Consider the following 22,404-nt stretch of genomic DNA (forward strand, 5'->3'; position numbering starts at 1 on the left):
ATGACGCCCGTGCAGGGAGGCCTGCTTCCCGCGTCATACTTCCCGTCCCCACGAAGAACACCCAGGAGGAACCCATGGCCTACGTCGATGGATTCGTGCTGCCGGTCCCCCGCGCGAAGCTGGATGACTATCGCAAGCTCGCGCGCAAGGCTTCGAAGATCTGGCGCGAGCACGGCGCGCTCGAGTATGTCGAGTGCATCGAAGACGACGTGAAGCCCGGAAAGTGGACCTCGTTTCCACAGAGCGTGAAGCTCAAGCCGGACGAGGTCGTCGTCTTCGCGTGGATCGTCTACAAGTCGCGCGCGCAGCGCGACAAGGTGAATGCGAAGGTCATGCAGGATCCCTTCATGCAGGGAATGGATCCGAAGAATATTCCGTTCGACGGCAAGCGCCTGATCTTCGGCGGCTTCAAGACCTTCGTCAGCGGCTGACGAAGGTCTCGGATCACGAGCCTCAGCCGTCCTGCGGCTTGGGCTCGTGGGCTTCGACGGCGGGAGGCGCCTTGCCGTCCTTGCGGAACGGCCACAGCAGCTGCGCCCACCAGCCTTCCGGCAGCTTGTAGCCGAGAACGCCATAGGTCTTGGGCCAGCGGCCGTCCGGCAAATGCTTGGTGCCGAAGATCTGATCGATCACCGGGAAGTGCAGCGCGAAGTTCTTGTCCAGCGCCTCGTATTCCGAGCTGTGATGCCAGTGGTGAAAGCGTGGCATCGCGATGACGTGCTCCAGCCAGCCCAGCCGGAAGCCGGTGTTCGTGTGCAGGAACACCGCGTGGAAGGACACAAACGCAAGGTAGGCGTACACCGCCGGCTGCGAGAAGCCGAAGATGTACAGCGGCAGGAACGTGCCGCCGCGGAAGACGACGATCTCCAGCAGATGCAGGCGCGAACCCGCGATCCAGTCCATGTGTTCCACCGAGTGGTGCACGGCGTGGATGCGCCACAGCCAAGCGGTCGTGTGGAACGTGCGGTGGATGGCGTACTCCGCCAGGTCCGCGACGATCATGATCTCGATGAACTGCAGCCACAGCGGCTGCGACTGCACCGCCGTCTGCAGCTGCGGCCCGATCAGCCACGCGAAGATCACCGTCGCCGGCAGCAGGGTCAGGTAGGTGAGGACCTGCACCAGCAGGTGGCTGACGAAAAAGTGCTGGATGTCCGTCAACCAGCCGCGCCGGAACACGCTCTGCTCGCGCCGGTACGGGAAGATGCGCTCCATCGGCACGAAGATCAGCGTCAGCACCAGCAAGGTGAGGATGAACCAGTCCAGCCCAAGGTAGATCCTGCGGTTCTCGCTGTAGCTGCCCAGCGCCGCATCCGACCCGCCGAGCGCCACCGCCACCAGTGCGAGCAGGATGCCGCTCACCGCGAGCACCTTCTTGCGACGCAGCATCGCGCTCAGGAACGCAAGGAAGAACGACAGGCCGATCGAGAGTTCGAGGATCGCGCGCATCAGCGGGATCGGATACTTCCCGCGCATCTCCTCCATGACGAAGTAATCGGGCCAGCGGAAACACAGCACCGCGAAGATCGACAGCGCGCCGAGGAAAATCGACAAGGTTCCGCTGATCCAGCCGTAGCCGAAACCGGCTGGCTCGTCGCTGGCGAACGTCTTGGTGACCCAGGATTCGAGGGACATGAGGCGGCCTCCCTGACCGATGCCCGCATTATCAGCCAAGTTCCGGCGCGCGATGGGGAGCTTGCGTCGCCCCCGCGCCCCGGGGATCGGAAACCGCTGGCCGCCGCCTGCTAAGGCCGCCCGCTGTTCCCCTTGCCCGCGCTGCCTTCCGCGTACTCATACGTGAATTCCGTCGGCGCGTACGCCGGATTGGCGGCGAACCGCAGCTTGCGGATCTCTTCCACCACGGCCCTGCCGAATGCCGTCGAGCGATAGCTCGACGAAGCCACCTTCGCCTCGTCCACCGCACCCGAAGGCAGTACGCGATACACCACTTTCAGCCCGGCGTCCGCCGGCACGGCCGATGTCGCGAAGATCGCCGCGCGACGCTTCTCGATCCGCGCCAGCAAGGCATCGCGGCCGGCTTCGGCTTCCGCGAGCGGCCGTCTCGGCAGCGGCTTTACCGACTTGAACTCGAACGCGAAGGACGTCGATCGATAGCGATCGTCCTCGGGATATTTCGTGCGCTTCACCTCGTCGATCAGCGCCGCTTCGAATTCCGGACGGGCGAACGTGGATTCCTCCGTCTTCGCGTCCTCGACCTTGCCGTCCGGACCCACGCGGATCACGAGCCTCAGCGCCGCATCCGGCGCGTCGAGTTCACCCGGGTAGAAGCGCTTGAGCACGCGATTGAAGCGCTCGGTGTCGATCTTCTGCCGCATCAGGAAATCCATCCGCGGGCGCGCCGGGCGCGGATCGGTTTCCACCGGGGCCGCGGGCACTGCCGGGGTGCTCTTCGCCGGGGCCGGCCGGTCGGACGGAAACGCAGGAACTGGCGGAATCTCGTATTCGCCTTCGGGCGGAAATTCGGTCGGCGGGCGCGCGGGCATCGTCTGCAGCAGGCGCGCGCGGTAGCCGAGCATCACCGTGCTGACGATGACGGCGATACACACGAAGAAGATCGAATAGAGCACGGCGCGCACGGTGGGCGCAGCCTACATGAGGGCAAACCCGCCGCGGGAGGCGCCTGCGTCGCATCAGCGAAGCGACCGTTGTTACAGTCCGCGGCCAACGCAGACGCTCACGAGGACCGACGCCATGACCACCAGACCCATCAGCCGCTTCCCGGTTCCGGAGCTCGCCGAACTTCCGCCCGATGTGCGCGACCGCATCCTCGCCGTGCAGGACAAGGCGGGCTTCGTTCCCAACGTGTTCCTCGCGCTCGCGCATCGTCCGGAGGAGTTCCGCGCGTTCGTCGCCTACCACGACGCCTTGATGGAGAAGCCGGGCGGCGGTCTGAGCAAGGCGGACCGCGAGATGATCGTCGTGGCGACCTCGGGCCTGAATCAGTGCCAGTACTGCGTCGTTGCCCACGGCGCGATCCTGCGCATCCGCGCGAAGAATCCGCTGATTGCGGATCAGGTCGCGACCAACTACCGCAAGGCCGACGTCACGCCGCGGCAGATGGCGATGCTGGAGTTCGCCGTGAAGGCATCACAGCGGGCCCAGGAGATCGGCGAAGACGATTTCGCGGAGCTCAAGGCGCACGGCTTCGACGACGAGGACGCGTGGGACATCGGCTCGATCAGCGCGTTCTTCGCGATGTCGAACCGCATCGCCAACGTGTTTGGGCTGCGGCCGAACGACGAGTTCTACACGATGGGACGAACGCCGAAGGCGTAGCCGGGTGTTGAATTTCGCGGAGCGAAAGAGCCGGGGTTCCCTCGATGACGGAGCGCAATCCCGGGTTTCACCCGGGGCTACGGTTACGCGTTGCGCGCCATCAATCCGCCGTCGACCGGAATCACCGCCCCCGTGATGTACGACGCCGCCGGCAGGCACAGGCTCAAGGTCATGTGCGCCACTTCCTCGGGCCTGCCGTAACGGCGTAGCGCCGTGCGACGACGCGCATAGACCTGCTTGTCGGCGTCCGGCACGAAACCGGTCATCGCGGTTTCGATCGGGCCCGGGCAGATGCAGTTCACGGTGATGCCGTCGCGGCCCAGGTCCACGGCAAGCGCCCGCGTCAGGCCCGCAACGCCCGCCTTCGATGCGACGTAGGCGCTGTCGTCGGGTGTGGCGCCGAGCGCTTCGGTGGACGCGATGTTGACGATGCGCGCCGCCGGCGACTTGCGCAGCCACGGCAACGCGGCCCGCACGATGCGCTGGTGCGCCGTGAGATTGATCGCCTGCGTGCGCAGCCAGGTTTCGTCGTAGGCCGGATCGTCGAGCTTGCAGAACCCCATCACGCCGGCGTTGTTGACGACGATGTCGAGCCGGCCGAAATGAGCAGCGATCTCGCCGACGACCCGCGTGATCTGCGCCGGGTCGGCGACGTCCAGCGACCAGGCCTTCGCGCGATCGCCGGCTTCCTGCGCGACGGCCTCGGCGGAGGCGGCATCCCGATCGGTGACGGCGACATTCGCACCCTGCGCCGCGAACAGCAGCGCGGTGGCGCGTCCCATGCCGCTGCCGGCGCCGGTGACGAGGGCGGTGAGTCCGGCGATGGAGCGGCTGAGGTCGGTCATGGCGTTCGAGAATAAACGGAGACGTTCGCCCGATCGTAGCCCGGGTGAAACCCGGGACTAGTACGGATCGACGGAACGGGATCCCGGGCTTCGCCCGGGCTACGGTGGCTCTGCTCTACAGCGTCCGGAAGAATTTCCGGATGTCGTCCACCAGCGCTTCGGGTTCTTCCATCGGCGCGAAGTGGCCGCCCTTGTCGAACGTCGAGTAATGCTTGAGGTTGTGCATCCGCTCGCTCCACTTGCGCGGCATGTTCGCCACCTCGTGCTCGAAGTACGCCAGGCCCGTCGGAGCTTCGACGACCGGCATGCGGTCGTGCGAGGGCTTCCAGGGGTTGTGCGTGCACTCGTAGTAGTAGCGCGCCGAGGTGCCGTAGCTCTGCGTCACCCAGTAGAGCGTCGCGATCGTGCAGAGCTCGTCCTTGGTGAAGCGCGACTCGACGTCCCCGTTGGTGTGCGCCCACTTGCGGCGCTTCTCCACGAGCCACGACGCCAGTCCCGCCGGCGAGTCGTTGAGGCCGATGGCCATCGACTGCGGCTTGGTGCACTGGATCGCGGAGTAACCGCTCTCCTCGGCGAAGAAGTGCAGATTCTTCTTCAGCAGGGCCTGTTCGGCGGGGCCGATGTAGTCCTCGGGCGGCGCACCGGCATCCTGGAAGACCGTCAGCGGCAGGATCAGATGCAGGTACACGCCGAGCACGCGATCGGCGTACTTGTGGCCGAGCTGCGCGGTCACCAGCGCGCCCCAGTCGCCACCCTCGGCGTAGAACTTCGGATAGCCGATCTGGTTCATCAGATCGACCCACAGATCCGCGGTGCGCCAGAAGTTGATGCCGGTGGTGCGCAGCGGCGTGGAGAAACCGTAGCCCGGCAGCGAGGGCACGACGACGTCGAAGGAATCCTTCGGATCACCGCCGAACGCGGCCGGATCGGTCAGACGGCGGATGACCTTCTTCAGGTCCCAGAACGTCCACGGCCAGCCGTGGCTCATGATCAGCGGCTTCGGATTGGGACCCTTGCCGCGTTCGTGGATGAAGTGGATCGGAATGCCTTCCACCGTCGTGCGGAAATGCGAGAACGCATTCATCTCGCGTTCCGCCGCTCGCCAGTCGTACTGCTTTTCCCAGTACGCGCACAGCTCCTTCATGTACGACGTGTTGGCACCGTACTGCCACTGGTCGTTGCCGAAATCGTCCGGCCAGCGCGTGCGCGCGAGGCGCTCCTTCAGATCCTGGAGCGTGCTGTCTGGAATATCGATCTTGAACGGTTCGATCGGCATGACCGGATCCTGGCTGCGGGGCGAGCCCGAAGCCTAGCCCGCTCGAAAGCGCAGCGGGACCACCCCGCGGGGTAGCCCTTAGTCCCTCGATACGCCTCGAGCAGCAACCCGATCCGCGCGGCGATCCGCGTACATCAGGTACGCATCCGGCGCGACCGTCATGCCGAGCCGACCGCAGCACGAAGCGACACGCGCATGCAGATACGGAAACTGCCCCGGCGTGATCTTCACTGTCGAGCCGCACAGGCAGGCGATGCACGCACGCGCCGGATTCCCCCACCCGGCTCCGCTAGCGCCGCTAGCCGACGCAGGCGTCCAGCGCAGCCGTCAGCGCTTCGCGATCGAAGCGGCTGCTGACACCGATCAGCACGAGCTCGGTGCGCGGCGTGGAGACGCCCCAGGCGCTGCCGTCGACGTAGGACTCGAAGCTGCCGACCTTCTGGTAGAGCGTGGTCAGCGGATAGTTCTTGAAGTTTAGGAAGCCCTTCGCGCGATACACGGTATCGGTGAGCGATTTCATCGTGCGGATGAATTCCATCCGGCGGAGCGGCTTGTCGCTGCGATAGACCATGCTCTCGAACGGATGCGAGGCCGGGTCCATCACCGCCTCGGGCCGGAACGTGGACTGCCCCAGGCGGCTGTCGCCGAGCAGCACCTGCAAGGGCACGGATCCGTTGTCGGTCTCGAAGATCGACGCGGTCGGTAGCAGGTCCGTGATCATCTTGCGGACCTTCTGCGTCTGCTCCGGGCCGGCGGCCTGCGTACGGTTGAGCACGATCATGTAGGCACCGCGGATCTGGCGTTCGAACAGCTGCGCGTACTCGGTGTCGCGTGCATCGAGCGCGTGTACCGCGTCGACGACGGTGACCACGTTCTCCAGGAAGATCTTGCGGCGCACCTTGGCCGTGTTGAACGTGCAGACGATGTTGATCGGGTCCGACACGCCGCTGGTTTCGATCAGCAACTGCTCGGGCGGCGGCTCGGTGGCCAGCAGGTTCTCGACGCCGGCCACCAGGTCGTCGCGGATCGAGCAGCAGATGCAGCCGTTGGCCAGCTCCATCTGCTGGCCCTCGACCTTCACGATCAGCTTGGCGTCGATGTTCAACTCGCCGAAGTCGTTGACGAGCACCGCCAGACGACGGCCATCGCCCTGCGTCAGCAGGCTGTTGAGCAAGGTGGTCTTGCCGGCGCCGAGGAACCCGCTGATGAGCGTGATCGGCAGCATCTGCCGGCCACTGGCAGCCTGGACTTCGGGGTAGCGGGCGAGCGGGTTGAGCACGGGGGAAGACGTCGGCGGCGATCGGGACCGCAGAGCATACCGAGCACAGGCCGCAACGGGTCTACGGACTCGCCCTTACCCGGAAAGGTGGGACGGCGTCCGGTAATCCGTAGCCCGGACGAAGTCCGTGATTTTCCTCGCGAGTCGAAGTGGAATCCCGGGCTTCGCCCGGGCCACGAAGCCTTACTTCTGCTTCCAGGTGCTGCCGTCCTGCACGTACCAGCCGGACTTCGCGCGAGCGATCCAGCGCTTGGCGAACACGCCGCGGATCTGCGCCTCCCACTGCGGTTGGCCGTTGGCCACCGCGAGTTCGTGGTACAGCGCGGCACGGTCCGCATTCTCGTTGGCGACCAGCGTGCGGACCTTGTTGCGCTCGGGCAGCGGAACCAGATTGCCATCGCGCACGACGATGAAGCCGTCCGCCACCATGCCGACGGCGCCCGAGGCGTAGTACGGCGACAGATCGGCGAAGCGCGCTTCCATGCTGTCGGTCAGGCGCTGGATCTCCGGCGACGCGATGTCGAGATTGGGCTCCGCGGCGCGCGCCACCGGCATCACGAAGTCCAGCACCTGCACCGCGAGGTCGCGCATGGCGGGGACTTCGAGGCGCGACGTCGGTGCCGCTTCCGGTGCGGGCGTGATCGGTGCCGGCGCCGCCTGCCCGCCCCAGACCTCGTCGATCACGCGATCAGCGGCTGCCTGCGCGGCAGCCGCGGGGAAGTAGACGTTGATCGTCACGCAGGCAGCGAGCACGAGGCCGCTGGCGGCGAGAAGCAGGGCGGTCAGACGATTCATACGGGTACTCCGGGACACGATTTTTCGGACGGCGAAGTATAGGCAGGCGCGTGATGAGCGGCGCTTGAACGGGAGTTGCCCCCACCGTAGCCCGGACGAAGTCCGGGATCTTTCTCGCAAGTCGAAGCGCAACCCCGGACTTCGTCCGGGCTACGACATGCCCTAGATGAAACCCACCGCCAGCTGCGCCGCCTCCGACATCATGTCGCGCGTCCACGGCGGATCGAAGGTGAGCTCCACGTCCGCCTCGGTCACGCGCGGGACCTGCAGCACCTTGGATTTCACATCCGCGACCAGGATGTCGCCCATGCCGCAGCCGGGCGCGGTCAAGGTCATGCGGACCACGGCCTTGCGATTGCCGTCGTCCAGCGCTTCGAGCTTGCACTCGTAGACCAGCCCCAGCTCGACGATGTCGACCGGAATCTCCGGGTCGTAGCAGGTACGCAGCTGCGACCACACGGCCTTCTCGATCTCGGCGTCGCCGGCGTCTTCCGAGAGCTCCGGCCCGCGCACCACTTCCTTGCCCAGCGCGTCCGCGTCCTTGCCGTCGATGCGGAACAGGTGACCCTGCACGAGCACGGTGAAACTTCCGCCGAGCGCCTGCGTGATCTCGGCATCCGCCGCTTCGGGCAACTCGACCTTGGTGCCCTGCGGGATCAGCACGCCGATCACGTCACGGGTGAGCTGCACGGTTTCAGGGCTGGACATCAACGGCTCGGAGGCGAAACGGACGGCATGGGCGAACGGACGGAGAAGAGGCGTCGCGAAGGGGTACGCATGTTAACCCCCGGCGTCCGCGACCCGCATCCACGAGGGACGGAATCCGGTCATGCGGCGTCCAGTTTGGGCGGGCATCATGGCGGCCCGAATCCCTGTCCAGGACGCCGAAAATGAAGCTGAGCCCGCTCCCGCTGGTCCTTTTGATGGGCCTGCTGGCCGCCCCCACGCTGCAGGCCGAAGAGCCGCCGCACCGGCACGTCAACGTCAGCGGCACCGGCGAGGCCAGCGTCATCCCCGATCGCGCCCGCGTGCGCCTGGGCGTCACCCAGCTCAGCCCCGACCTGGCGGCCGCCGAATCCCAGGTCAACACCGTCGTGCGCACGTTCCTGACCGAGGCGCGCGCGCTCGGCTTGCGCGACGAGAACGTGAACACCACCGGCGTGAGCATCAACCCGGAGTACGTCTGGGAGGAGAAGGACCGCAGCAATCGCCTCGTGGGCTACCGCGTGAGCCGCGACATCGATGTCCTGGTACTGGACCTCAACCGCCTCGGCGACGTCGTCATGGGCGCCACCAAGGCCGGCGTGAACCAGGTGCAGCCGCCGCAGCTCGAATCGTCGAAGGCTAAGGAGATCCAGCAGCAGGCGCTGGTGAAGGCCACGCAGGACGCGCAGGTGCGCGCCAAGATCGTGGCCGACACGCTGGGCGTGCGCGTGGGCGCGGTGCACTCCATCAGCGCCTCGGAATCCGGCCCGCAGCCGCCGATGCCCAAGATGATGATGATGCGCTCCGACGCCGGGGGTGGCGGCAACCAGGACATGGGCATCAACGCCGGCGAGATTCGTTACAGCGCCACCGTCAACGCCGAGTTCGAGCTGGACCTGCCGTAGCCGTAGCCGCTCCCGTACGCGGCGCGATCCGCACGCCTGGGGCGCGCCCCGGGACGCCAAAACCCTGCGGGCACGGTCATAATTCCGCTTTGCCGCTGCCCGCTCGGTCATGGCCCGAACCAAATCCGCTGCTCCGCCCCCCGTCGTGGGCCTGATCATGGGCTCGCGCTCGGACTGGGAAACCATGTCGCACGCCGCCCAGACGCTGACCGACCTGGGCATCCCGCACGAGGCCCGCGTGGTCTCGGCGCACCGCACACCCGATCTGCTGTTCGACTACGCCGGCAGCGCAGTCGATCGCGGGCTCAAGGTGATCATCGCGGGCGCCGGTGGCGCCGCCCATCTTCCGGGCATGTGCGCATCCAAGACGCGCCTGCCGGTGCTCGGGGTGCCGGTGCAGTCCAAGGCGCTCAACGGCCTGGATTCGCTGCTCTCGATCGTGCAGATGCCGGCCGGCATTCCGGTGGCGACGCTCGCCATCGGCCGTGCGGGCGCCATCAACGCCGCCCTGCTCGCCGCCAGCATCCTGGCCATCGAGGATCCGCTGCTGGCCCAGCGTCTCGATGGCTGGCGCGCGGCACAGACCGAAAAAGTGCTGACGGACGAACCGCTCTCACTCGAATGAAGATCGGAATTCTTGGCGCCGGGCAGCTGGGTCGGATGCTCGCGCTGGCAGGCTATCCGCTCGACTTCGACTTCGTGTTCCTCGATCCGGCCGCTGAGGCTTGTGCCGCGCCGCTGGGCGATCACCTGCACGCCGACTACACCGACGAGGCCGTGCTCGCGCAGTTCTGCGATGCCTGCGAGCTGGCCACCTACGAGTTCGAGAACGTGCCAGCCAAGGTCGCGGAATTCGTGGCCGCACGCGTACCGATGTATCCCCCGCCCAAGGCGCTCGGCGCCGGCCAGGACCGGCTCGGCGAGAAGCGCATGTTCGACGCGCTGAAGATTCCGGTGCCGCGCTACATGCCGGTGGCCGCGCGCGAGGCGCTGGACCTGGCCGTGCGCAACATCGGCCTGCCCTGCGTGCTCAAGACGCGGCGCATGGGTTACGACGGCAAGGGCCAGGCGGTGCTGCGCACCGAGGCCGACCTCGACGCCGCCTGGGAGAAGCTCGCCGGGCAGCCGCTGATTTGCGAAGCCTTCGTGCCGTTCGAGCGCGAGCTGTCGTGCCTGGCGGTGCGCGGGCGTGACGGCACGATGGTGTTCTACCCGGTCGTCGAGAATGTTCATCACGACGGCATCCTGCGCGTGTCGACACCGCGCCAGGACGATCCGCTGCAGGCCGAGGCCGAGACGCACACGCGGCGAGTGGCCGAGCATCTCGACTATGTCGGGGTGCTCGCGTTCGAATTCTTCGTCGCCGACGGCAAGCTCTACGGCAACGAGATCGCACCGCGCGTCCACAACTCCGGGCACTGGACCATCGAAGGCGCCGAGATCTCGCAGTTCGAGAACCATCTGCGCGCGATCGCCGGGCTGCCGCTGGGTTCCACCGCGTTGCGCGGGCCTTCGCTGATGTTCAATTTCATCGGCGACGCCCCGCCCACCACTGCGCTCGCCGCGATCCCGGGCGTGCACGTGCATCTCTACGGCAAGGCGCCCAAGCCGCAGCGCAAAGTCGGGCACGCCACGATCACGGCCGCGTCGGAAGCCGAGCTGCTCGAACGACGCGCCCTGCTCGAAGCCCTGATTCCGCCGTCGTCGTCGTGAACGGCGACATCGGCCTGCAGGCCTGCGCGCATGGCATCCACGCCATCGACTCGGGCTATGTGCGGCCGCGCCTCGACGCGATTCACCTGATCGTCGAGAAGGGCCGCGCCGCGTTCGTCGACACCGGCACCGGCCTGTCCGTGCCGCGCATGCTCGAAGCATTGGCCCGGCTGGGCCTCGGCGTCGACGCGGTCGACTACGTGATCCTGACGCACGTGCATCTCGACCACGCCGGTGGCGCGGGCCTGCTGATGCGCTCGCTGCCCCATGCCACGGCGGTCGTGCATCCGCGCGGCGCGCCGCACATGCTCGATCCGTCGAAAGTCTGGGCGGCGACGCTGGAGGTCTACGGCGAAGAACGCGCCCGTCGCGATTACGGCGAGCTGGTGCCGATCCCGCGCGAACGCCTCATCGAAGGCACCGACGGATCGAGTGTTTCGCTGGCCGGCCGCAAGCTGACCTTCATCGACACGCCCGGCCACGCCAAGCATCACTTCTGCGTGCACGACGAACAGGCCCGCGCGATCTTCGCCGGCGACACCTTCGGCATCTCGTATCGCGAACTCGACCAGGGCGGCGAGCAGTTCATCTTCCCGAGCACGACGCCGACGCAGTTCGACCCGCCCGCGCTGCACGCGTCCATCGACAAGCTGCTGGCACTCCAGCCGCGCGCGATCTACCTGACGCACTACAGCGAGATCACCGGCATTCCGCAGAAAGGCGTCGATCTGCACCGGCTGGTCGAGGCGCACGCCCAGCTGGGCCTTCAATGGGAAGGCTGTGCGGACGCCGCGCAACGCGCAGCAGGCCTCGCCGCAGGGGTCGAGCGCATGGCGATCGACGAAGCGCGCCGTGTGGGCGGTGATCCGGCGCAATGGACGCAGGTGCTCGACAACGACATCGCGCTCAACGCGCAAGGCATCGGGTCGTGGCTGGATTTCAGGAAGTCGAAGCGGGGCTGACTGTCGCGTAGCCCGGGTGAAACCCGGGGCTTCTCCCCGATCTGCGAGAAAATCTCCCGGGTTTCACCCGGGCTACGGGGGCTTCAGACGCCCAGCGCCTTCGCCGTCTCCAGCCACAGCTCCGCATACGCCAGCGCCGCCGCATCGTCCGACGGCGCGAACGCGGCCACCGGCGCGCGCCGTTCGCCCATGCGCTCCACGCTCGACGAATACGGGACGACCGCCTGCATCCGCGCGCTCATGATCTCGGGCGGCGCCTCCAGCAGTTCGCGATGCAGCCCGCGCCGGCGGTCCGCCATCGAGTAGAACGGCCGCAGCTTCTTCACCGGGAAGCCTTCCGCCTTGAAGTGATCCCGCAACTGCTCGTACGCCCGCAGGCTCAACCATGTCGGCACGACCGGCACCAGGATCAGGTCGGCCGCGGTGAAGACGTTGTCGGCGAGGTGCGAGAGGCTTGGCGGGCAATCCAGAACCGCCAGTGAATACGTTTCCGAGAACGGCTTGAGCAGGCGGCGCAGCGCTTCACGCGGCGGCTCCACCTTCTTGAGCATGACGTCGAGATAGCGGTACGAAAAATCTGCGGGGATGAGGCTGAGGTTTTCGAACGGCGTCGGCTTCACCAGCCGCCCGACGGGGGTCTCGCCCGCGAGCACCTTCTTGGTCTTTTCCTCGCCCGGCTGGCCGTGCAGATACCAGCTCGACGCGCCCTGGGAATCGAGGTCCCAGACCAGTGTCTTGAGCCCGCTGGCGGCCGCGAAATAGGCCAGGTTCACCGAGGCGGCCGTCTTCCCCACCCCGCCTTTGACGTTGTAGATCGCGAGCGTTTTCACGACGAATCCCTCCCCTGCGATGCGGAAGGTTTAGCACGCCCTGCACTGCTCGCGCGACCGTGGCCGGCGCGATGCCGCATCCACAGGTGGTCGGCCCAAATGAAACGGCCCCGCAATGCGGGGCCGTTCGTTCAAGCGCGTTAAGCCTTACTCGTCGAGGAAGCTGCGCAGGTAGTTCGCGCGGCTCGGATGACGCAGCTTGCGCAGCGCCTTGGCCTCGATCTGGCGGATGCGCTCGCGCGTGACATCGAACTGCTTGCCGACTTCTTCCAGCGTGTGGTCGGTGTTCATGTCGATGCCGAAGCGCATGCGCAGCACCTTGGCTTCGCGCGGCGTGAGCGACGCGAGGATCTGGTGCGTGGCTTCTGCGAGGCTCTGCGACGTGGCCGATTCCAGCGGCGACACCGCGTTGGTGTCCTCGATGAAATCGCCGAGGTGCGAATCCTCGTCGTCGCCGATCGGCGTTTCCATCGAGATCGGTTCCTTGGCGATCTTGAGGACCTTGCGAATCTTGTCCTCCGGCATCTCCATCTTCACCGCCAGCTCTTCCGGCGTCGGCTCGCGACCCATTTCCTGGATCATCTGGCGCGAGATGCGGTTGAGCTTGTTGATCGTCTCGATCATGTGCACCGGGATGCGGATGGTGCGCGCCTGATCGGCGATCGAACGGGTGATGGCCTGGCGGATCCACCACGTGGCGTACGTGGAGAACTTGTAGCCGCGGCGGTATTCGAACTTGTCGACCGCCTTCATCAGGCCGATGTTGCCTTCCTGGATCAGATCCAGGAACTGCAGGCCGCGGTTGGTGTACTTCTTCGCGATCGAGATCACGAGACGAAGGTTGGCCTCGACCATTTCCTTCTTCGCGCGGCGGGCCTTGGCCTCGCCCACGTTCATGCGGCGGTTGATGTCCTTGATCTCGTCGATCGAGATCAGGTTGTCGCCTTCGATCTGCGTGAGCCGGGCCAGCAGCGCCTCGACTTCCGGCTTCTTGACGGCCAGCGTCGCGGAGTACTTGCGCTTGGCGCGGATCGACTTGTCGAGCCACTCGAGGTCCGTCGGCGACGAGCCGCGATACTTCGAGAGGAACTCTTCACGCGTCATGCCGGCATCCGAGCAGCAGATGCGCATCACGGAGCGTTCGATCTCGCGGATCACTTCGATCTTGCCGCGCAGATTGCGCGTGATCTCGTCGATGATCTTGGGCGAGAGCTTGAAGGTCATCAGCAGGTCGGCGACGGCTTCGCGCTTGCCCTGGGTCTTCTTGTCCGCCGCGCTGTACTTCTCGAGCGCCGCCCAGGCCTTGTCGTAGAGCTTCTGCAGTTCTTCGAAATTCAGGCGGCACATCTCGGGATCCGGCCCGGTGGGCTCGGCTTCCTCTTCCTCGCCTTCGACGACGACACCCTCGGCCTTTTCCTCTTCTTCCTCGGCCGCTTCGACGATCGGGGGAGGCGGCTCAGGCGGCGCGACCGGCGCATTCGGGTCGAAGAACCCGGTCACGACGTCGACCAGACGGCGCTTGCCCTCGCCCACGGCGTCGTAGGCCTCGAGCAGGATGGCGATCGTCTCGGGATAGATCGCCATCGCGTAGAGCGCCTCGTTGAGGCCCTCCTCGATGCGCTTGGCGATGCGGATTTCACCTTCGCGGTCGAGCAGCTCGACACTGCCCATCTCGCGCATGTACATGCGCACCGGGTCGGTCGTGCGGCCGAACTGGTCATCGTTGGAGGCGATGGCCGCGGCGGCTTCTTCGGCGGCGTCTTCTTCTTCTTCCTGCGTCGCGACGACGGCAGGCTCGGAGAAGAGCTGGGCTTCCTGGTCAGGAGCTTCTTCCATGACCTTGATGCCCATCGTCCCGATCATGCTGACGATGTCGTCGATCTGTTCGGAGTCGACGACCTCGGGAAGGTGGTCGGCCACCTCGGCATAAGTGAGGTAGCCCTTTTCCTTGCCCAGGGCGATCAAGACTTTGATTTGGGACTGCTTTTCGGCGGCGTTAGGGCTCATGATCGGCCTGTCGAACGGACCATTGTCCGGGGGGTGTCGCGGGGAACTGCGCATTTTACGGGACGGACTCGGGTTTAGACCAGCGAAATGAGTGAGAGTTGACGCATCGAGGGGTCGATGACCCCTTCGAGCCGGGCCTTCATCGCTGGGATCGCCTGGGCAACAGCGCCTGCAACGCCTGCCATTCGGCGAGCTCGGCAGACCCCAGCTCTCGCACCGCGGACTCCGCCTTGAACCAGTCGATTCGCGACTGCATCGCCTTGTGGCGAAGGTGGTTAATGGCGTCGGTGAACTCGCGTTCAATGGCTGCATCATCCAGCGCCGCCGAAAGGGGGCCCAGGCGCTCCAGCGCGGCCGCCTTCGGCGTTCCGCGCCAGTGCTCGTGCAGCTGTCCGCCATGCGCCGAAGGGTTCTCGTGGAAGAACTCGACCGCCTCCACCAGCATGCTGATGCCGGGCAGTCCGGATTCCGCCAGCAATTCGAGCTCGGACACCTGATCCGCCAGGTCGGGGCGTTCGACCAGATACTGGAGGGCGAGTTTCAGCACGCGGACGCTGCCGGCATCCAGCGGGGGCGCCGAGAGGGCCCGCGCGGGCGCCTCGCTGTCGGAGGAGACCGCCACGCCGAACTCTTCGCGCCGAAGCCGGGTGATCCGCGACAGCTCGTCCACCAGCAGGCTGCGCAGCGGGCTGTCCTTCATCTTGGCCACATGCGGCTTGGCCAGGCCCGCCAGCTTGGCGCGGCCGTCCAGCGTCGCCAGGTTGGTCTGCTTGTTCAGCTCGCCGAGCAGGAAGGTCGACAGCGACAACGCCTCGTCCACGCGCTTGCGGAACGCCTCTTCGCCGATCTCCTGCACCAGCGAGTCGGGGTCGTGGCCGTCGGGCAGGAACATGAAGACGCATTCGCGCTTCTCGTCGACCTCCGGCAGGGCCTGCTCCAGCGCGCGCCAGGCAGCCGAATGGCCCGCGCGGTCGCCGTCGAAGCAGAACACGACTTTCGACGTGGACTTGAACAGCAGCGTCAGGTGCTCGCGCGTCGTGGCCGTGCCCAGGGTCGCCACCACCTCGCGGATGCCGTGCTGCGCGAGCATCACGGTGTCCATGTAGCCCTCGACGACGATCAGGTGCGGCAGCGCGCTCTTGCGCGACTGCTTGGCCTCGTAGAGCCCGAACAGGTTGCGCCCCTTGTGGAACAAGGCCGTCTCGGGCGAGTTGAGGTACTTGGCCGGATCGTCGGCCAGCGTGCGGCCACCGAAGGCGATCACGCGCCCGCGCGCGTCGCGGATCGGGAACATCACGCGATTGCGGAAGACATCGAAGACGCGCCCGGTCTCCTCCTTCTTCTTCAGCAGGCCGGCGTCGATCGCGTGCTTCGGGTCGTCGAAGAAATGCGACAGCGCGTCCCAGGAGTCCGGCGCGAAGCCCATGCCGAAGGTCTTGGCGGTCTCGCCGCTGACGCCGCGCTTCTTGAGGTAGTCGATCGCGGGCTGATGCTTGCGCAGCTGCTCCGAGAAGAAGCGCTGCGCCGCGGCCAGCGCGTCCAGCGGCCCGTCGAGCACCAGCCGCTCGAATTGCCCGCCCTCACGCGGCACCTCGATGCCCAGACGCCCCGCCAGCTCTTCGACCGCCTCGACGAACGTCAGGCGGTCGTACTCCATCAGGAAGCCGATGGCGTTGCCGCTCTTGCCCGACGAGAAGCAGTGATAGAACTGCTTGGTCGGCGAGACGAAGAACGACGGGGATTTTTCGTTGGAGAACGGCGACAGGGCCTTGAACTCGCGCCCGGCGCGCTTGAGTTCCAGGCGCGAACCGATGACCTCCACGATGTCGGCGCGAGACAGGAGGTCGAGTACGAAGCTCTGAGGGATGCGGCCGCCGGCCATGCGTCGCAGTTTCCTGTTTCCGGTATCCGGTTGCCAGCGTGCGCGTACCTCACCGTAGCCCGGGTGAAACCCGGGATTCGCAGGTCCGGATGGAGCGAAAAGCCCCGGGTTTCACCCGGGCTACCACCGCTACCGCATCCGCTCGGTGAACCTCAGCCCAGCGCGGCCTTGATCAGCCCGGACAGCTTGCCCATGTCGGTCTTGCCCGCGACCTTGGGCTTGAGCCAGCCCATGACCTTGCCCATGTCCTTTCCGCCCTGCGCGCCGGTCTCGGCGACGGCCTGCGCAATCAGCGCCTCGACTTCGGCGGTGGTGAGCTGCTGGGGCAGGTAGTGCAGGAGGACCGCGATCTCGCTGGCCTCCTTGTCCGCCAGGTCCGGGCGGTTGCCGCTGCGGAACTGCGACTCGGAGTCGCGCCGCTGCTTGAGCATCTTCTCGATGGACGCGATCACCACCGCATCCGTGATCTCGACCGAATCGACGACCTCGCGCTGCTTGATGTCGGAATTGAGCATGCGCAGAACGGACAGCCGTTCGCGCTCACCCGATTTCATGGCGGTTTTGATGTCCTCGAGGACGCGCGTTTTCAAATCTGACATGGGCTTGAGGACATCAAAACCATCGGTCCATCACATCCAAACCCCGTCGCGATGCAGCCGCGACGGAGTAGAAGATTTTTTAGTACAACCGGGTGCGACGCGTCACGTCACGCGAAACACGCTTCTGCTGCCGCTTCACGGCCGCAGCGCGCTTGCGCTTGCGTTCCATGCTCGGCTTTTCGAAGAATTCCTTCTTGCGGACGTCCGTCAGGACGCCGGCTTTTTCACAGGTGCGCTTGAAACGGCGCAGGGCAACTTCGAAAGGTTCGTTTTCGCGGACGCGGACGGCAGGCATGAGAAGGCTCGGCTCCCGGGAGTGGGAAAAAGGGCGCAGATGCTAAGCCCGGATGCGGTGGATTGCAAAGGATCGGAGCGGTCGGCCCGCAAGGGCCGCCTCGATCGGGACCGGAGGACTCACGGCTTCGACCGGTTCCGGGAATGCCGCTGACCCGGAACCGGGGCGCAGTCTACAGGTTGCGTCGTCTCCCGCCCGCGATGCGGGAGGACTCGCGGCGCATGCGGCGCACAAGAGGGCGATTCCCGCTGTTTCCCGCGCCATCACACGACCTGTGCACGTCCGCTCGAGCGCAGATCTCGATGCCGTTCCGCAAGCCGCCGCTGGAAAGCGCCGCCCGCAGACCCGAAACTGTGCGGATGCCCGTGCTCGGAATCGAAACCTCCTGCGACGAGACCGCCTGCGCGGTCTACGACGCCACGCGCGGCCTGCTCGCGCACCGGCTGCATTCCCAGGTGGACCTGCACGCCCGCTATGGCGGCGTGGTCCCGGAGCTCGCCTCGCGCGATCACGTGGCGCGTATCGCACCGCTGGTCCGTGAAACGCTGGCCGCCTCCGGCATCGGCTTCGGCGACCTCGACGGCATCGCCTACACGGCCGGGCCAGGGCTGATCGGCGCGCTGATGGTCGGCGCCGCCGTGGCCGCCGGCATCGCCAGCGCGCACGGCCTGCCGCTGATCCCGGTGCACCACATGGAAGGTCACCTGCTGGCGCCGATGCTCGAGACGCCTGCGCCGCAGTTCCCCTTCACCGCGCTGCTGGTCTCCGGCGGCCACACGATGCTGATCGCCGTCGAGGGCCTGGGCCGCTACGAGCTGCTCGGCGAAAGCCTCGACGACGCGGTCGGCGAGGCCTTCGACAAGACCGCCAAGCTGCTCGGCTTGCCCTACCCCGGCGGCCCGCACCTCGCGCGCCTGGCCGAGCGCGGACAGCCCGACGTGTTCCGCTTCCCGCGCCCGATGACCGACCGCCCCGGCCTCGACTTCAGCTTCAGCGGCCTGAAGACCGCGGTGCTGGTGGCGCTGCCGCGCGCCGAGGGCGAGCAGGCGCGCGCCGACCTGGCCCGTGGATTCGAGGAGGCCGTCACCGACACGCTGGTGATCAAGTGCGGGCGTGCGCTGGTGCAGACCGGCCACCGCACGCTGATCGTGGCCGGCGGCGTCGGCGCCAACCTGCGCCTGCGCGCCAAGCTGCGGGCGTTGGCGGCGGACAAGGGCTTCACCGCTTTCTTCCCGCGCGCCGAGTTCTGCACCGACAACGCCGCGATGATCGCCTGCGCCGGTTCGGCCCGGCTGATCGAAGGCCGCAAACCGGACGGGCCGCTGTTCACCACGCCCCGATGGCCGCTGGCGGACCTGCGCGCGCCAGGTGTCGCGGCGTAAGGGCCTTCACCGCCTGCATCATCCTGACGTCGGCACCACGACCGCCGCCCGCATCCGCACCCGAGGTTCACGAGATGGGAAATCGACTCAGCAAGATCGCCACGCGCACCGGCGACGCCGGCACCACCGGCCTCACCGACGGCTCGCGCGTGCCCAAGCAGCATCTGCGCGTGTGCGCAATGGGCGACGTCGACGAACTGAATTCGCAGATCGGCGTCGTGCTCACGCACACCTTGCCCGACGAGGTTCGCGAGAAGCTCACCAGCACGCAGCAACTGCTGTTCAACCTGGGCGGCGAGCTGTCGTGGCCCGGCGGGCAGCTCGTCAAGGAAGACGACGTGCTCGGCTTCGATCAAGCGCTGGCCGACCTCAACGAGACGCTGCCGCCGCTCAAGGAATTCATCATGCCCGGTGGCAGTCCGGCCACCGCTGCGTGTCACGTTGCGCGGACCGTGGCGCGACGCGCCGAGCGCGCCGTGTGGGCGCTGCACGAGATGGAACCGGTGAACGCACCGATCATGAAGCTGCTCAACCGGCTGTCGGATTACTTGTTCGTCGTGGCGCGCGTGCTCGGACGTGCGGATGGCGCGAGCGAGTCCGGCTGGAAGCGCGACCGCTCGAAGAAACCGCAACCGTAGCCCGGGTGAAACCCGGGGGTTTTCCTCGTTGATCGAACCGGAATCCCGGGTTTCACCCGGGCTACGGGGGGAGCCGACTCAGGCGCTCACGCGCGTTGTCCAGCGCCTCGCACAAGTCGGCGATTCCTTCCGCCATTCGCGGCGCCGCACGCTCGAGCTTGTCGGCGTCGATCGGAATCAGATTGCTCGCGCGCACCGCGCGCATGCCGGGAAAGCGCCCCCAGCCACGCTGGATACCGTCGACGTCGTCCTGCCGACCGAACACGATCGCGCCCGGGTCACGCGCCAGCACCGCCTCGCGCCCGACCGGACCGGCCAGACGCTCGATGTCGGCAAACAGATTGCGCGCACCGCAGACGCCCAGCGCTTCGCTGATCGGCGAATCGCGATTGATCGTGAAGATGGGATCGGGTTCGATCTGGTAGAGCACGCTGATGGGCTTGGCGTTCGCGTAGCGCTTGCGCAGCGCGGCGATGCGCTCCAGATAGCGTGACTGCTCGGCGCAGGCCGCATCCTCGGTGCCCAGCAGCGCGCCGATGCGCAGCAGCGCCAGGCCGACGTCGTCCAGCGTGTTCACGCGGATCGGCACCACGCGCAGCTTGAAGCGCTCCAGCTGCTGCACCGTGCGCGCCGGCGTGCCGCCGTCCCAGGACAGGATCAGGTCGGGCTTGAGCGCGAGCACGGCCTCCACGTTGGCGGCATGCGCATCACCAATCACGGGCACCGAGCGCACGTGCGCCGGATAGTCGCTGTACTTCACGACGCCGACGAGCTGGTCGCACGCTCCCGCGGCGCAGACCAGTTCCGCCAGATGGGGCGACAGTGCGATGACGCGTGCCGCCTGTGCCGGCAGCGCCAGGCACAGCACCAGCATGGCGATCGCGATGCGTCCGGTCACGAGCTCGCGCTGTGCACGACGGCGAGCGTCGCCATCAGCTTGGCCGCGAGCACGCGCTGGCCCTTGTCGATGGCGAAGACTTCCGACTCGCAGACGAACAGATTGCGCCCGGGCTTGAGCACCGTGCCGCGACACAGCAGGCGCTCGCCCTTGCCCGCTCGCAGCAGGTTGATCTTGAATTCGGCCGTCACCAGCAGCACCGACTTGTCGAGCTGCGTCATCGCCGCGCCGCCGGCGCACTGGTCCGCCAGCGTGGCGATCACGCCCGCGTGCGCGACGCCGGAATGCTGGAGATGTTCCGGGCGCAGCGGAAGCTCGGCTTCACACCAGCCCGGACCGCAGTCGAGCAGCACGATGCCCAGATGGCCGACGAAGATGCAGGAGTCGAAGCCGGCCTGGACGGCCGCGCGATTGGAATCGGATGTCGGGGTCATGCGGTTCTGGTTTTTCGAGACAGCGGTGCGACGCTCAGGACAGGAAATCCCCGGTGGCGAAGATCGCCACGAATGCCAGCAGGATGATCAGCGCGCGGAATTGCAGGTTCACGACTTCCTGCGCCGCCAGCTCCAGCGTCGCCGGTTCCGCGCTCGCGCCTTCTTCGGTCTCGAACTCGATGGAGCCCGAGGCCACTTCCGCCAGCACTGCCCAGGTGTGGCTGCGCCAGCCGTGCGAGGGCTGCTCCATCAGCACGCGGTATTCCTTGAGCGCGTCGTCGAGACTGCCGGCCATGCCGAAAAGCGCGGCCGTGGCCCGTGCCGGCATCCACGCGGCCAGCGCGTGGACCGTCTCCGCGGCTGCCGCGGCCGGCGAATCCTCGACTTCGGTCAGCAGGCGCGGCAGACGGCTGATGATCCGGTAGAACACCGCACCCGCGGCACCGAAGATGAAGAACCAGATCAGCGCGCCGAACAGCCTCTCGTGCGACTGGATGAACATCGCGCCGAGCAGCCCGCGCGTCTGCGGCGATTCGTTCTCGGCGTAACGGCCCGGTCCTTTCTGCAGCAGGCGCGCGAGACGATCCGCAGTGACCTTGTCACCCGAAGCGCGGGCCTCGAGCCATTGCTTGACGTCGTCGGCGAGGTCGCGCGGACCCAGGCACAGGAACAGCGCCAGTCCCGAGAACAGCAGATGCGCGACCGGTCCCTCGATCTCGGTCTGCAGCCAGCCGCACAGCGCCACCGGCGGCACCACGAGCACCGGCACGATCAGCGCGCTGCGCCACAGCGAACGGAGCGGAATCGCACGACGCAAGGCGGCCACGTAGCCGCGCAAGATCAGCGGCGTTCCCCAGCCCGGCACGTGTCCGAGCATGCGTTCGGCCACCAGCGCCACGATGATGGCGATCAGGGTCATGCCGGATGCTCGTTGAGCTTCATGGGCTCCATCCTACCTAGGCCACTCGTAGCCCGGACGCAGTCCGGGGCTTTTCGCCTTCGTTGGAGGTGCGTCCCGGACTGCATCCGGGCTACGACATTGTCGGAACACGTGGATCAAGCCGCCGCCAGCATCGCGTGCAGCCGCGACCAGTCGAAATGCGGTCCGGGGTCGGTCTTGCGCCCGGGCGCGATGTCCGAGTGCCCCGTCAGCTTTCGCGTGCCCAGCCGGCGGTAGCGCGCGAACAGCGCCGGCAGCACCCGCACGAGGGACGCGTACTGCGCGTCCTCGAACGGCGCCTCGTCGCTGCCCTCGATCTCGATGCCGATCGAAAAATCGTTGCAGCGCTCGCGGCCCTGCCAGTTGGAGACGCCCGCATGCCAGGCGCGACGATCGAACGGCACGTACTGCGTGACCGCGCCATCCCGCGCGATCAGCAGGTGCGCCGAGACGCGCAGCTGCGCGATGTCGCGGAAGTAGGGATGCGCGTCCGGATCGAGCCGCCCGCAGAACAGGTCGTCGATCCAGGGCCCGCCGAACCGGCCTGGCGGCAGCGAAATGTTGTGCAGCACGACCAGCGCGATGTCGTCCGGATCCGGTCTTTCGTCGTAATGGGGAGATACCACCTCGCGTGCGGACGGCCGCAGGCGATGGGTCTCGTCGACGAACCACGAGGAACTCATCGCGTTCCCCATGTTCTACTGCGCGTCCGCTGATCCGTC

At 66.8% G+C, this 22,404-nt stretch carries 24 protein-coding genes; 8 read left to right on the forward strand and 16 right to left on the reverse strand.

The window, feature by feature from the left end:
• Positions 1-74 precede the first annotated feature (74 nt).
• Positions 75-431: a DUF1428 domain-containing protein gene (locus tag DFR24_RS13165; protein ID WP_133881862.1), complete on the forward strand. Its 357-nt coding sequence runs from the start codon at positions 75-77 to the stop codon at positions 429-431.
• A gap of 22 nt (positions 432-453) precedes the next feature.
• Here the strand turns inward: DFR24_RS13165 and DFR24_RS13170 are convergent, their stop codons facing one another.
• Both DFR24_RS13170 and DFR24_RS13175 read right to left on the reverse strand, forming a co-directional pair.
• Positions 454-1,635: a sterol desaturase family protein gene (locus DFR24_RS13170; RefSeq protein WP_133881863.1), complete on the reverse strand. Its 1,182-nt coding sequence runs from the start codon at positions 1,633-1,635 to the stop codon at positions 454-456.
• A gap of 110 nt (positions 1,636-1,745) precedes the next feature.
• Entirely contained in the window at positions 1,746-2,597 is an 852-nt protein-coding gene (locus DFR24_RS13175; protein WP_133881864.1) for a hypothetical protein, read from the reverse strand.
• 115 nt (positions 2,598-2,712) lie between these two features.
• Here DFR24_RS13175 and DFR24_RS13180 point away from each other — a divergent pair, with 115 nt between their 5' ends.
• A complete protein-coding gene (locus tag DFR24_RS13180; RefSeq protein WP_133881865.1) occupies positions 2,713-3,297 on the forward strand; it encodes a peroxidase-related enzyme in 585 nt (194 codons plus the stop codon).
• A gap of 83 nt (positions 3,298-3,380) precedes the next feature.
• On the opposite strand, the gene DFR24_RS13185 is transcribed toward DFR24_RS13180, so the two are convergent.
• The 5 genes from DFR24_RS13185 to sufT form a co-directional block, all read right to left on the reverse strand.
• Positions 3,381-4,142 carry an SDR family NAD(P)-dependent oxidoreductase gene (locus tag DFR24_RS13185; RefSeq protein ID WP_133881866.1) on the reverse strand — a complete coding sequence of 254 codons (762 nt, stop codon included), beginning with the start codon at positions 4,140-4,142 and terminating at the stop codon, positions 3,381-3,383.
• A 115-nt stretch (positions 4,143-4,257) separates the two neighbouring features.
• Positions 4,258-5,418: an epoxide hydrolase family protein gene (locus DFR24_RS13190; RefSeq protein ID WP_133881867.1), complete on the reverse strand. Its 1,161-nt coding sequence runs from the start codon at positions 5,416-5,418 to the stop codon at positions 4,258-4,260.
• A gap of 298 nt (positions 5,419-5,716) precedes the next feature.
• The gene (locus tag DFR24_RS13195) at positions 5,717-6,697 is read right to left on the reverse strand and encodes a CobW family GTP-binding protein (protein ID WP_133881868.1); all 981 of its coding nucleotides are present in this window, start codon (positions 6,695-6,697) and stop codon (positions 5,717-5,719) included.
• Between the two features lie 183 nt (positions 6,698-6,880).
• The gene (locus DFR24_RS13200) at positions 6,881-7,492 is read right to left on the reverse strand and encodes a YdbL family protein (RefSeq protein WP_133881869.1); all 612 of its coding nucleotides are present in this window, start codon (positions 7,490-7,492) and stop codon (positions 6,881-6,883) included.
• A gap of 162 nt (positions 7,493-7,654) precedes the next feature.
• On the reverse strand, positions 7,655-8,200 hold the full coding sequence (gene sufT / locus DFR24_RS13205; RefSeq protein ID WP_133881870.1) for a putative Fe-S cluster assembly protein SufT: 546 nt from the start codon (positions 8,198-8,200) through the stop codon (positions 7,655-7,657).
• Positions 8,201-8,382: 182 nt separating this feature from the next.
• On the opposite strand from sufT, the gene DFR24_RS13210 reads away from it, so the two are divergent.
• The 4 genes from DFR24_RS13210 to DFR24_RS13225 all read left to right on the forward strand — a co-directional run bounded on the left by DFR24_RS13210 (position 8,383) and on the right by DFR24_RS13225 (position 11,777).
• Entirely contained in the window at positions 8,383-9,102 is a 720-nt protein-coding gene (locus tag DFR24_RS13210) for an SIMPL domain-containing protein (protein ID WP_133881871.1), read from the forward strand.
• Between the two features lie 109 nt (positions 9,103-9,211).
• Positions 9,212-9,727, forward strand: a complete 516-nt coding sequence (purE, locus tag DFR24_RS13215) for a 5-(carboxyamino)imidazole ribonucleotide mutase (protein WP_133881872.1) — start codon at positions 9,212-9,214, stop codon at positions 9,725-9,727.
• A complete protein-coding gene (locus DFR24_RS13220; RefSeq protein ID WP_133881873.1) occupies positions 9,724-10,815 on the forward strand; it encodes a 5-(carboxyamino)imidazole ribonucleotide synthase in 1,092 nt (363 codons plus the stop codon). The genes purE and DFR24_RS13220 overlap by 4 nt, the downstream gene beginning before the upstream one ends.
• Positions 10,812-11,777 (forward strand): MBL fold metallo-hydrolase, encoded by a 966-nt coding sequence (locus DFR24_RS13225; protein WP_210772510.1) that lies wholly within the window; start codon positions 10,812-10,814, stop codon positions 11,775-11,777. The genes DFR24_RS13220 and DFR24_RS13225 overlap by 4 nt, the downstream gene beginning before the upstream one ends.
• Before the next feature lie 83 nt (positions 11,778-11,860).
• On the opposite strand, the gene DFR24_RS13230 is transcribed toward DFR24_RS13225, so the two are convergent.
• The 5 genes from DFR24_RS13230 to rpsU form a co-directional block, all read right to left on the reverse strand.
• A complete protein-coding gene (locus DFR24_RS13230) occupies positions 11,861-12,607 on the reverse strand; it encodes a ParA family protein (RefSeq protein WP_133881874.1) in 747 nt (248 codons plus the stop codon).
• 147 nt (positions 12,608-12,754) lie between these two features.
• Positions 12,755-14,614 carry an RNA polymerase sigma factor RpoD gene (rpoD, locus tag DFR24_RS13235; RefSeq protein WP_133881875.1) on the reverse strand — a complete coding sequence of 620 codons (1,860 nt, stop codon included), beginning with the start codon at positions 14,612-14,614 and terminating at the stop codon, positions 12,755-12,757.
• Positions 14,615-14,753: 139 nt separating this feature from the next.
• Positions 14,754-16,496 carry a DNA primase gene (gene dnaG, locus DFR24_RS13240; protein ID WP_133881876.1) on the reverse strand — a complete coding sequence of 581 codons (1,743 nt, stop codon included), beginning with the start codon at positions 16,494-16,496 and terminating at the stop codon, positions 14,754-14,756.
• A gap of 152 nt (positions 16,497-16,648) precedes the next feature.
• Entirely contained in the window at positions 16,649-17,095 is a 447-nt protein-coding gene (locus DFR24_RS13245; protein WP_133881877.1) for a GatB/YqeY domain-containing protein, read from the reverse strand.
• A 79-nt stretch (positions 17,096-17,174) separates the two neighbouring features.
• On the reverse strand, positions 17,175-17,390 hold the full coding sequence (rpsU, locus tag DFR24_RS13250; RefSeq protein ID WP_133881878.1) for a 30S ribosomal protein S21: 216 nt from the start codon (positions 17,388-17,390) through the stop codon (positions 17,175-17,177).
• A 359-nt stretch (positions 17,391-17,749) separates the two neighbouring features.
• Here rpsU and tsaD point away from each other — a divergent pair, with 359 nt between their 5' ends.
• Both tsaD and DFR24_RS13260 read left to right on the forward strand, forming a co-directional pair.
• Positions 17,750-18,772: a tRNA (adenosine(37)-N6)-threonylcarbamoyltransferase complex transferase subunit TsaD gene (gene tsaD, locus DFR24_RS13255; protein ID WP_133881879.1), complete on the forward strand. Its 1,023-nt coding sequence runs from the start codon at positions 17,750-17,752 to the stop codon at positions 18,770-18,772.
• Between the two features lie 74 nt (positions 18,773-18,846).
• A complete protein-coding gene (locus tag DFR24_RS13260) occupies positions 18,847-19,410 on the forward strand; it encodes a cob(I)yrinic acid a,c-diamide adenosyltransferase (protein WP_133881880.1) in 564 nt (187 codons plus the stop codon).
• A 61-nt stretch (positions 19,411-19,471) separates the two neighbouring features.
• Here DFR24_RS13260 and DFR24_RS13265 read toward each other — a convergent pair whose 3' ends face one another.
• The 4 genes from DFR24_RS13265 to ampD all read right to left on the reverse strand — a co-directional run bounded on the left by DFR24_RS13265 (position 19,472) and on the right by ampD (position 22,365).
• On the reverse strand, positions 19,472-20,308 hold the full coding sequence (locus tag DFR24_RS13265) for a helical backbone metal receptor (protein WP_246051654.1): 837 nt from the start codon (positions 20,306-20,308) through the stop codon (positions 19,472-19,474).
• Positions 20,305-20,742: a PaaI family thioesterase gene (locus tag DFR24_RS13270; protein ID WP_133881881.1), complete on the reverse strand. Its 438-nt coding sequence runs from the start codon at positions 20,740-20,742 to the stop codon at positions 20,305-20,307. Before DFR24_RS13270 ends, DFR24_RS13265 begins: the two co-directional genes overlap by 4 nt.
• Positions 20,743-20,776: 34 nt before the next feature.
• The gene (ampE, locus tag DFR24_RS13275) at positions 20,777-21,661 is read right to left on the reverse strand and encodes a regulatory signaling modulator protein AmpE (RefSeq protein ID WP_133881882.1); all 885 of its coding nucleotides are present in this window, start codon (positions 21,659-21,661) and stop codon (positions 20,777-20,779) included.
• Between the two features lie 137 nt (positions 21,662-21,798).
• The gene (gene ampD / locus DFR24_RS13280; RefSeq protein ID WP_133881883.1) at positions 21,799-22,365 is read right to left on the reverse strand and encodes a 1,6-anhydro-N-acetylmuramyl-L-alanine amidase AmpD; all 567 of its coding nucleotides are present in this window, start codon (positions 22,363-22,365) and stop codon (positions 21,799-21,801) included.
• Positions 22,366-22,404 lie beyond the last annotated feature (39 nt).

Source organism: Panacagrimonas perspica, assembly GCF_004364935.1.
Classification (GTDB): domain Bacteria; phylum Pseudomonadota; class Gammaproteobacteria; order Nevskiales; family Nevskiaceae; genus Panacagrimonas; species Panacagrimonas perspica.

Bases quoted from the DNA above. Each gene is read 5' to 3' on its own strand.
- DFR24_RS13170 (WP_133881863.1), bottom strand. From the start codon at position 1,635: ATGTCCCTCGAATCCTGGGTCACCAAGACGTTCGCCAGCGACGAGCCA.
- DFR24_RS13190 (WP_133881867.1), bottom strand. From the start codon at position 5,418: ATGCCGATCGAACCGTTCAAGATCGATATTCCAGACAGCACGCTCCAG.
- DFR24_RS13165 (WP_133881862.1), top strand. From the start codon at position 75: ATGGCCTACGTCGATGGATTCGTGCTGCCGGTCCCCCGCGCGAAGCTG.
- DFR24_RS13200 (WP_133881869.1), bottom strand. From the start codon at position 7,492: ATGAATCGTCTGACCGCCCTGCTTCTCGCCGCCAGCGGCCTCGTGCTC.
- DFR24_RS13210 (WP_133881871.1), top strand. From the start codon at position 8,383: ATGAAGCTGAGCCCGCTCCCGCTGGTCCTTTTGATGGGCCTGCTGGCC.
- rpsU (WP_133881878.1), bottom strand. From the start codon at position 17,390: ATGCCTGCCGTCCGCGTCCGCGAAAACGAACCTTTCGAAGTTGCCCTG.
- ampD (WP_133881883.1), bottom strand. From the start codon at position 22,365: ATGAGTTCCTCGTGGTTCGTCGACGAGACCCATCGCCTGCGGCCGTCC.
- rpoD (WP_133881875.1), bottom strand. From the start codon at position 14,614: ATGAGCCCTAACGCCGCCGAAAAGCAGTCCCAAATCAAAGTCTTGATC.
- purE (WP_133881872.1), top strand. From the start codon at position 9,212: ATGGCCCGAACCAAATCCGCTGCTCCGCCCCCCGTCGTGGGCCTGATC.
- ampE (WP_133881882.1), bottom strand. From the start codon at position 21,661: ATGACCCTGATCGCCATCATCGTGGCGCTGGTGGCCGAACGCATGCTC.
- dnaG (WP_133881876.1), bottom strand. From the start codon at position 16,496: ATGGCCGGCGGCCGCATCCCTCAGAGCTTCGTACTCGACCTCCTGTCT.
- DFR24_RS13270 (WP_133881881.1), bottom strand. From the start codon at position 20,742: ATGACCCCGACATCCGATTCCAATCGCGCGGCCGTCCAGGCCGGCTTC.
- DFR24_RS13180 (WP_133881865.1), top strand. From the start codon at position 2,713: ATGACCACCAGACCCATCAGCCGCTTCCCGGTTCCGGAGCTCGCCGAA.
- DFR24_RS13260 (WP_133881880.1), top strand. From the start codon at position 18,847: ATGGGAAATCGACTCAGCAAGATCGCCACGCGCACCGGCGACGCCGGC.
- DFR24_RS13220 (WP_133881873.1), top strand. From the start codon at position 9,724: ATGAAGATCGGAATTCTTGGCGCCGGGCAGCTGGGTCGGATGCTCGCG.
- DFR24_RS13245 (WP_133881877.1), bottom strand. From the start codon at position 17,095: ATGTCAGATTTGAAAACGCGCGTCCTCGAGGACATCAAAACCGCCATG.
- sufT (WP_133881870.1), bottom strand. From the start codon at position 8,200: ATGTCCAGCCCTGAAACCGTGCAGCTCACCCGTGACGTGATCGGCGTG.
- tsaD (WP_133881879.1), top strand. From the start codon at position 17,750: ATGCCCGTGCTCGGAATCGAAACCTCCTGCGACGAGACCGCCTGCGCG.
- DFR24_RS13185 (WP_133881866.1), bottom strand. From the start codon at position 4,142: ATGACCGACCTCAGCCGCTCCATCGCCGGACTCACCGCCCTCGTCACC.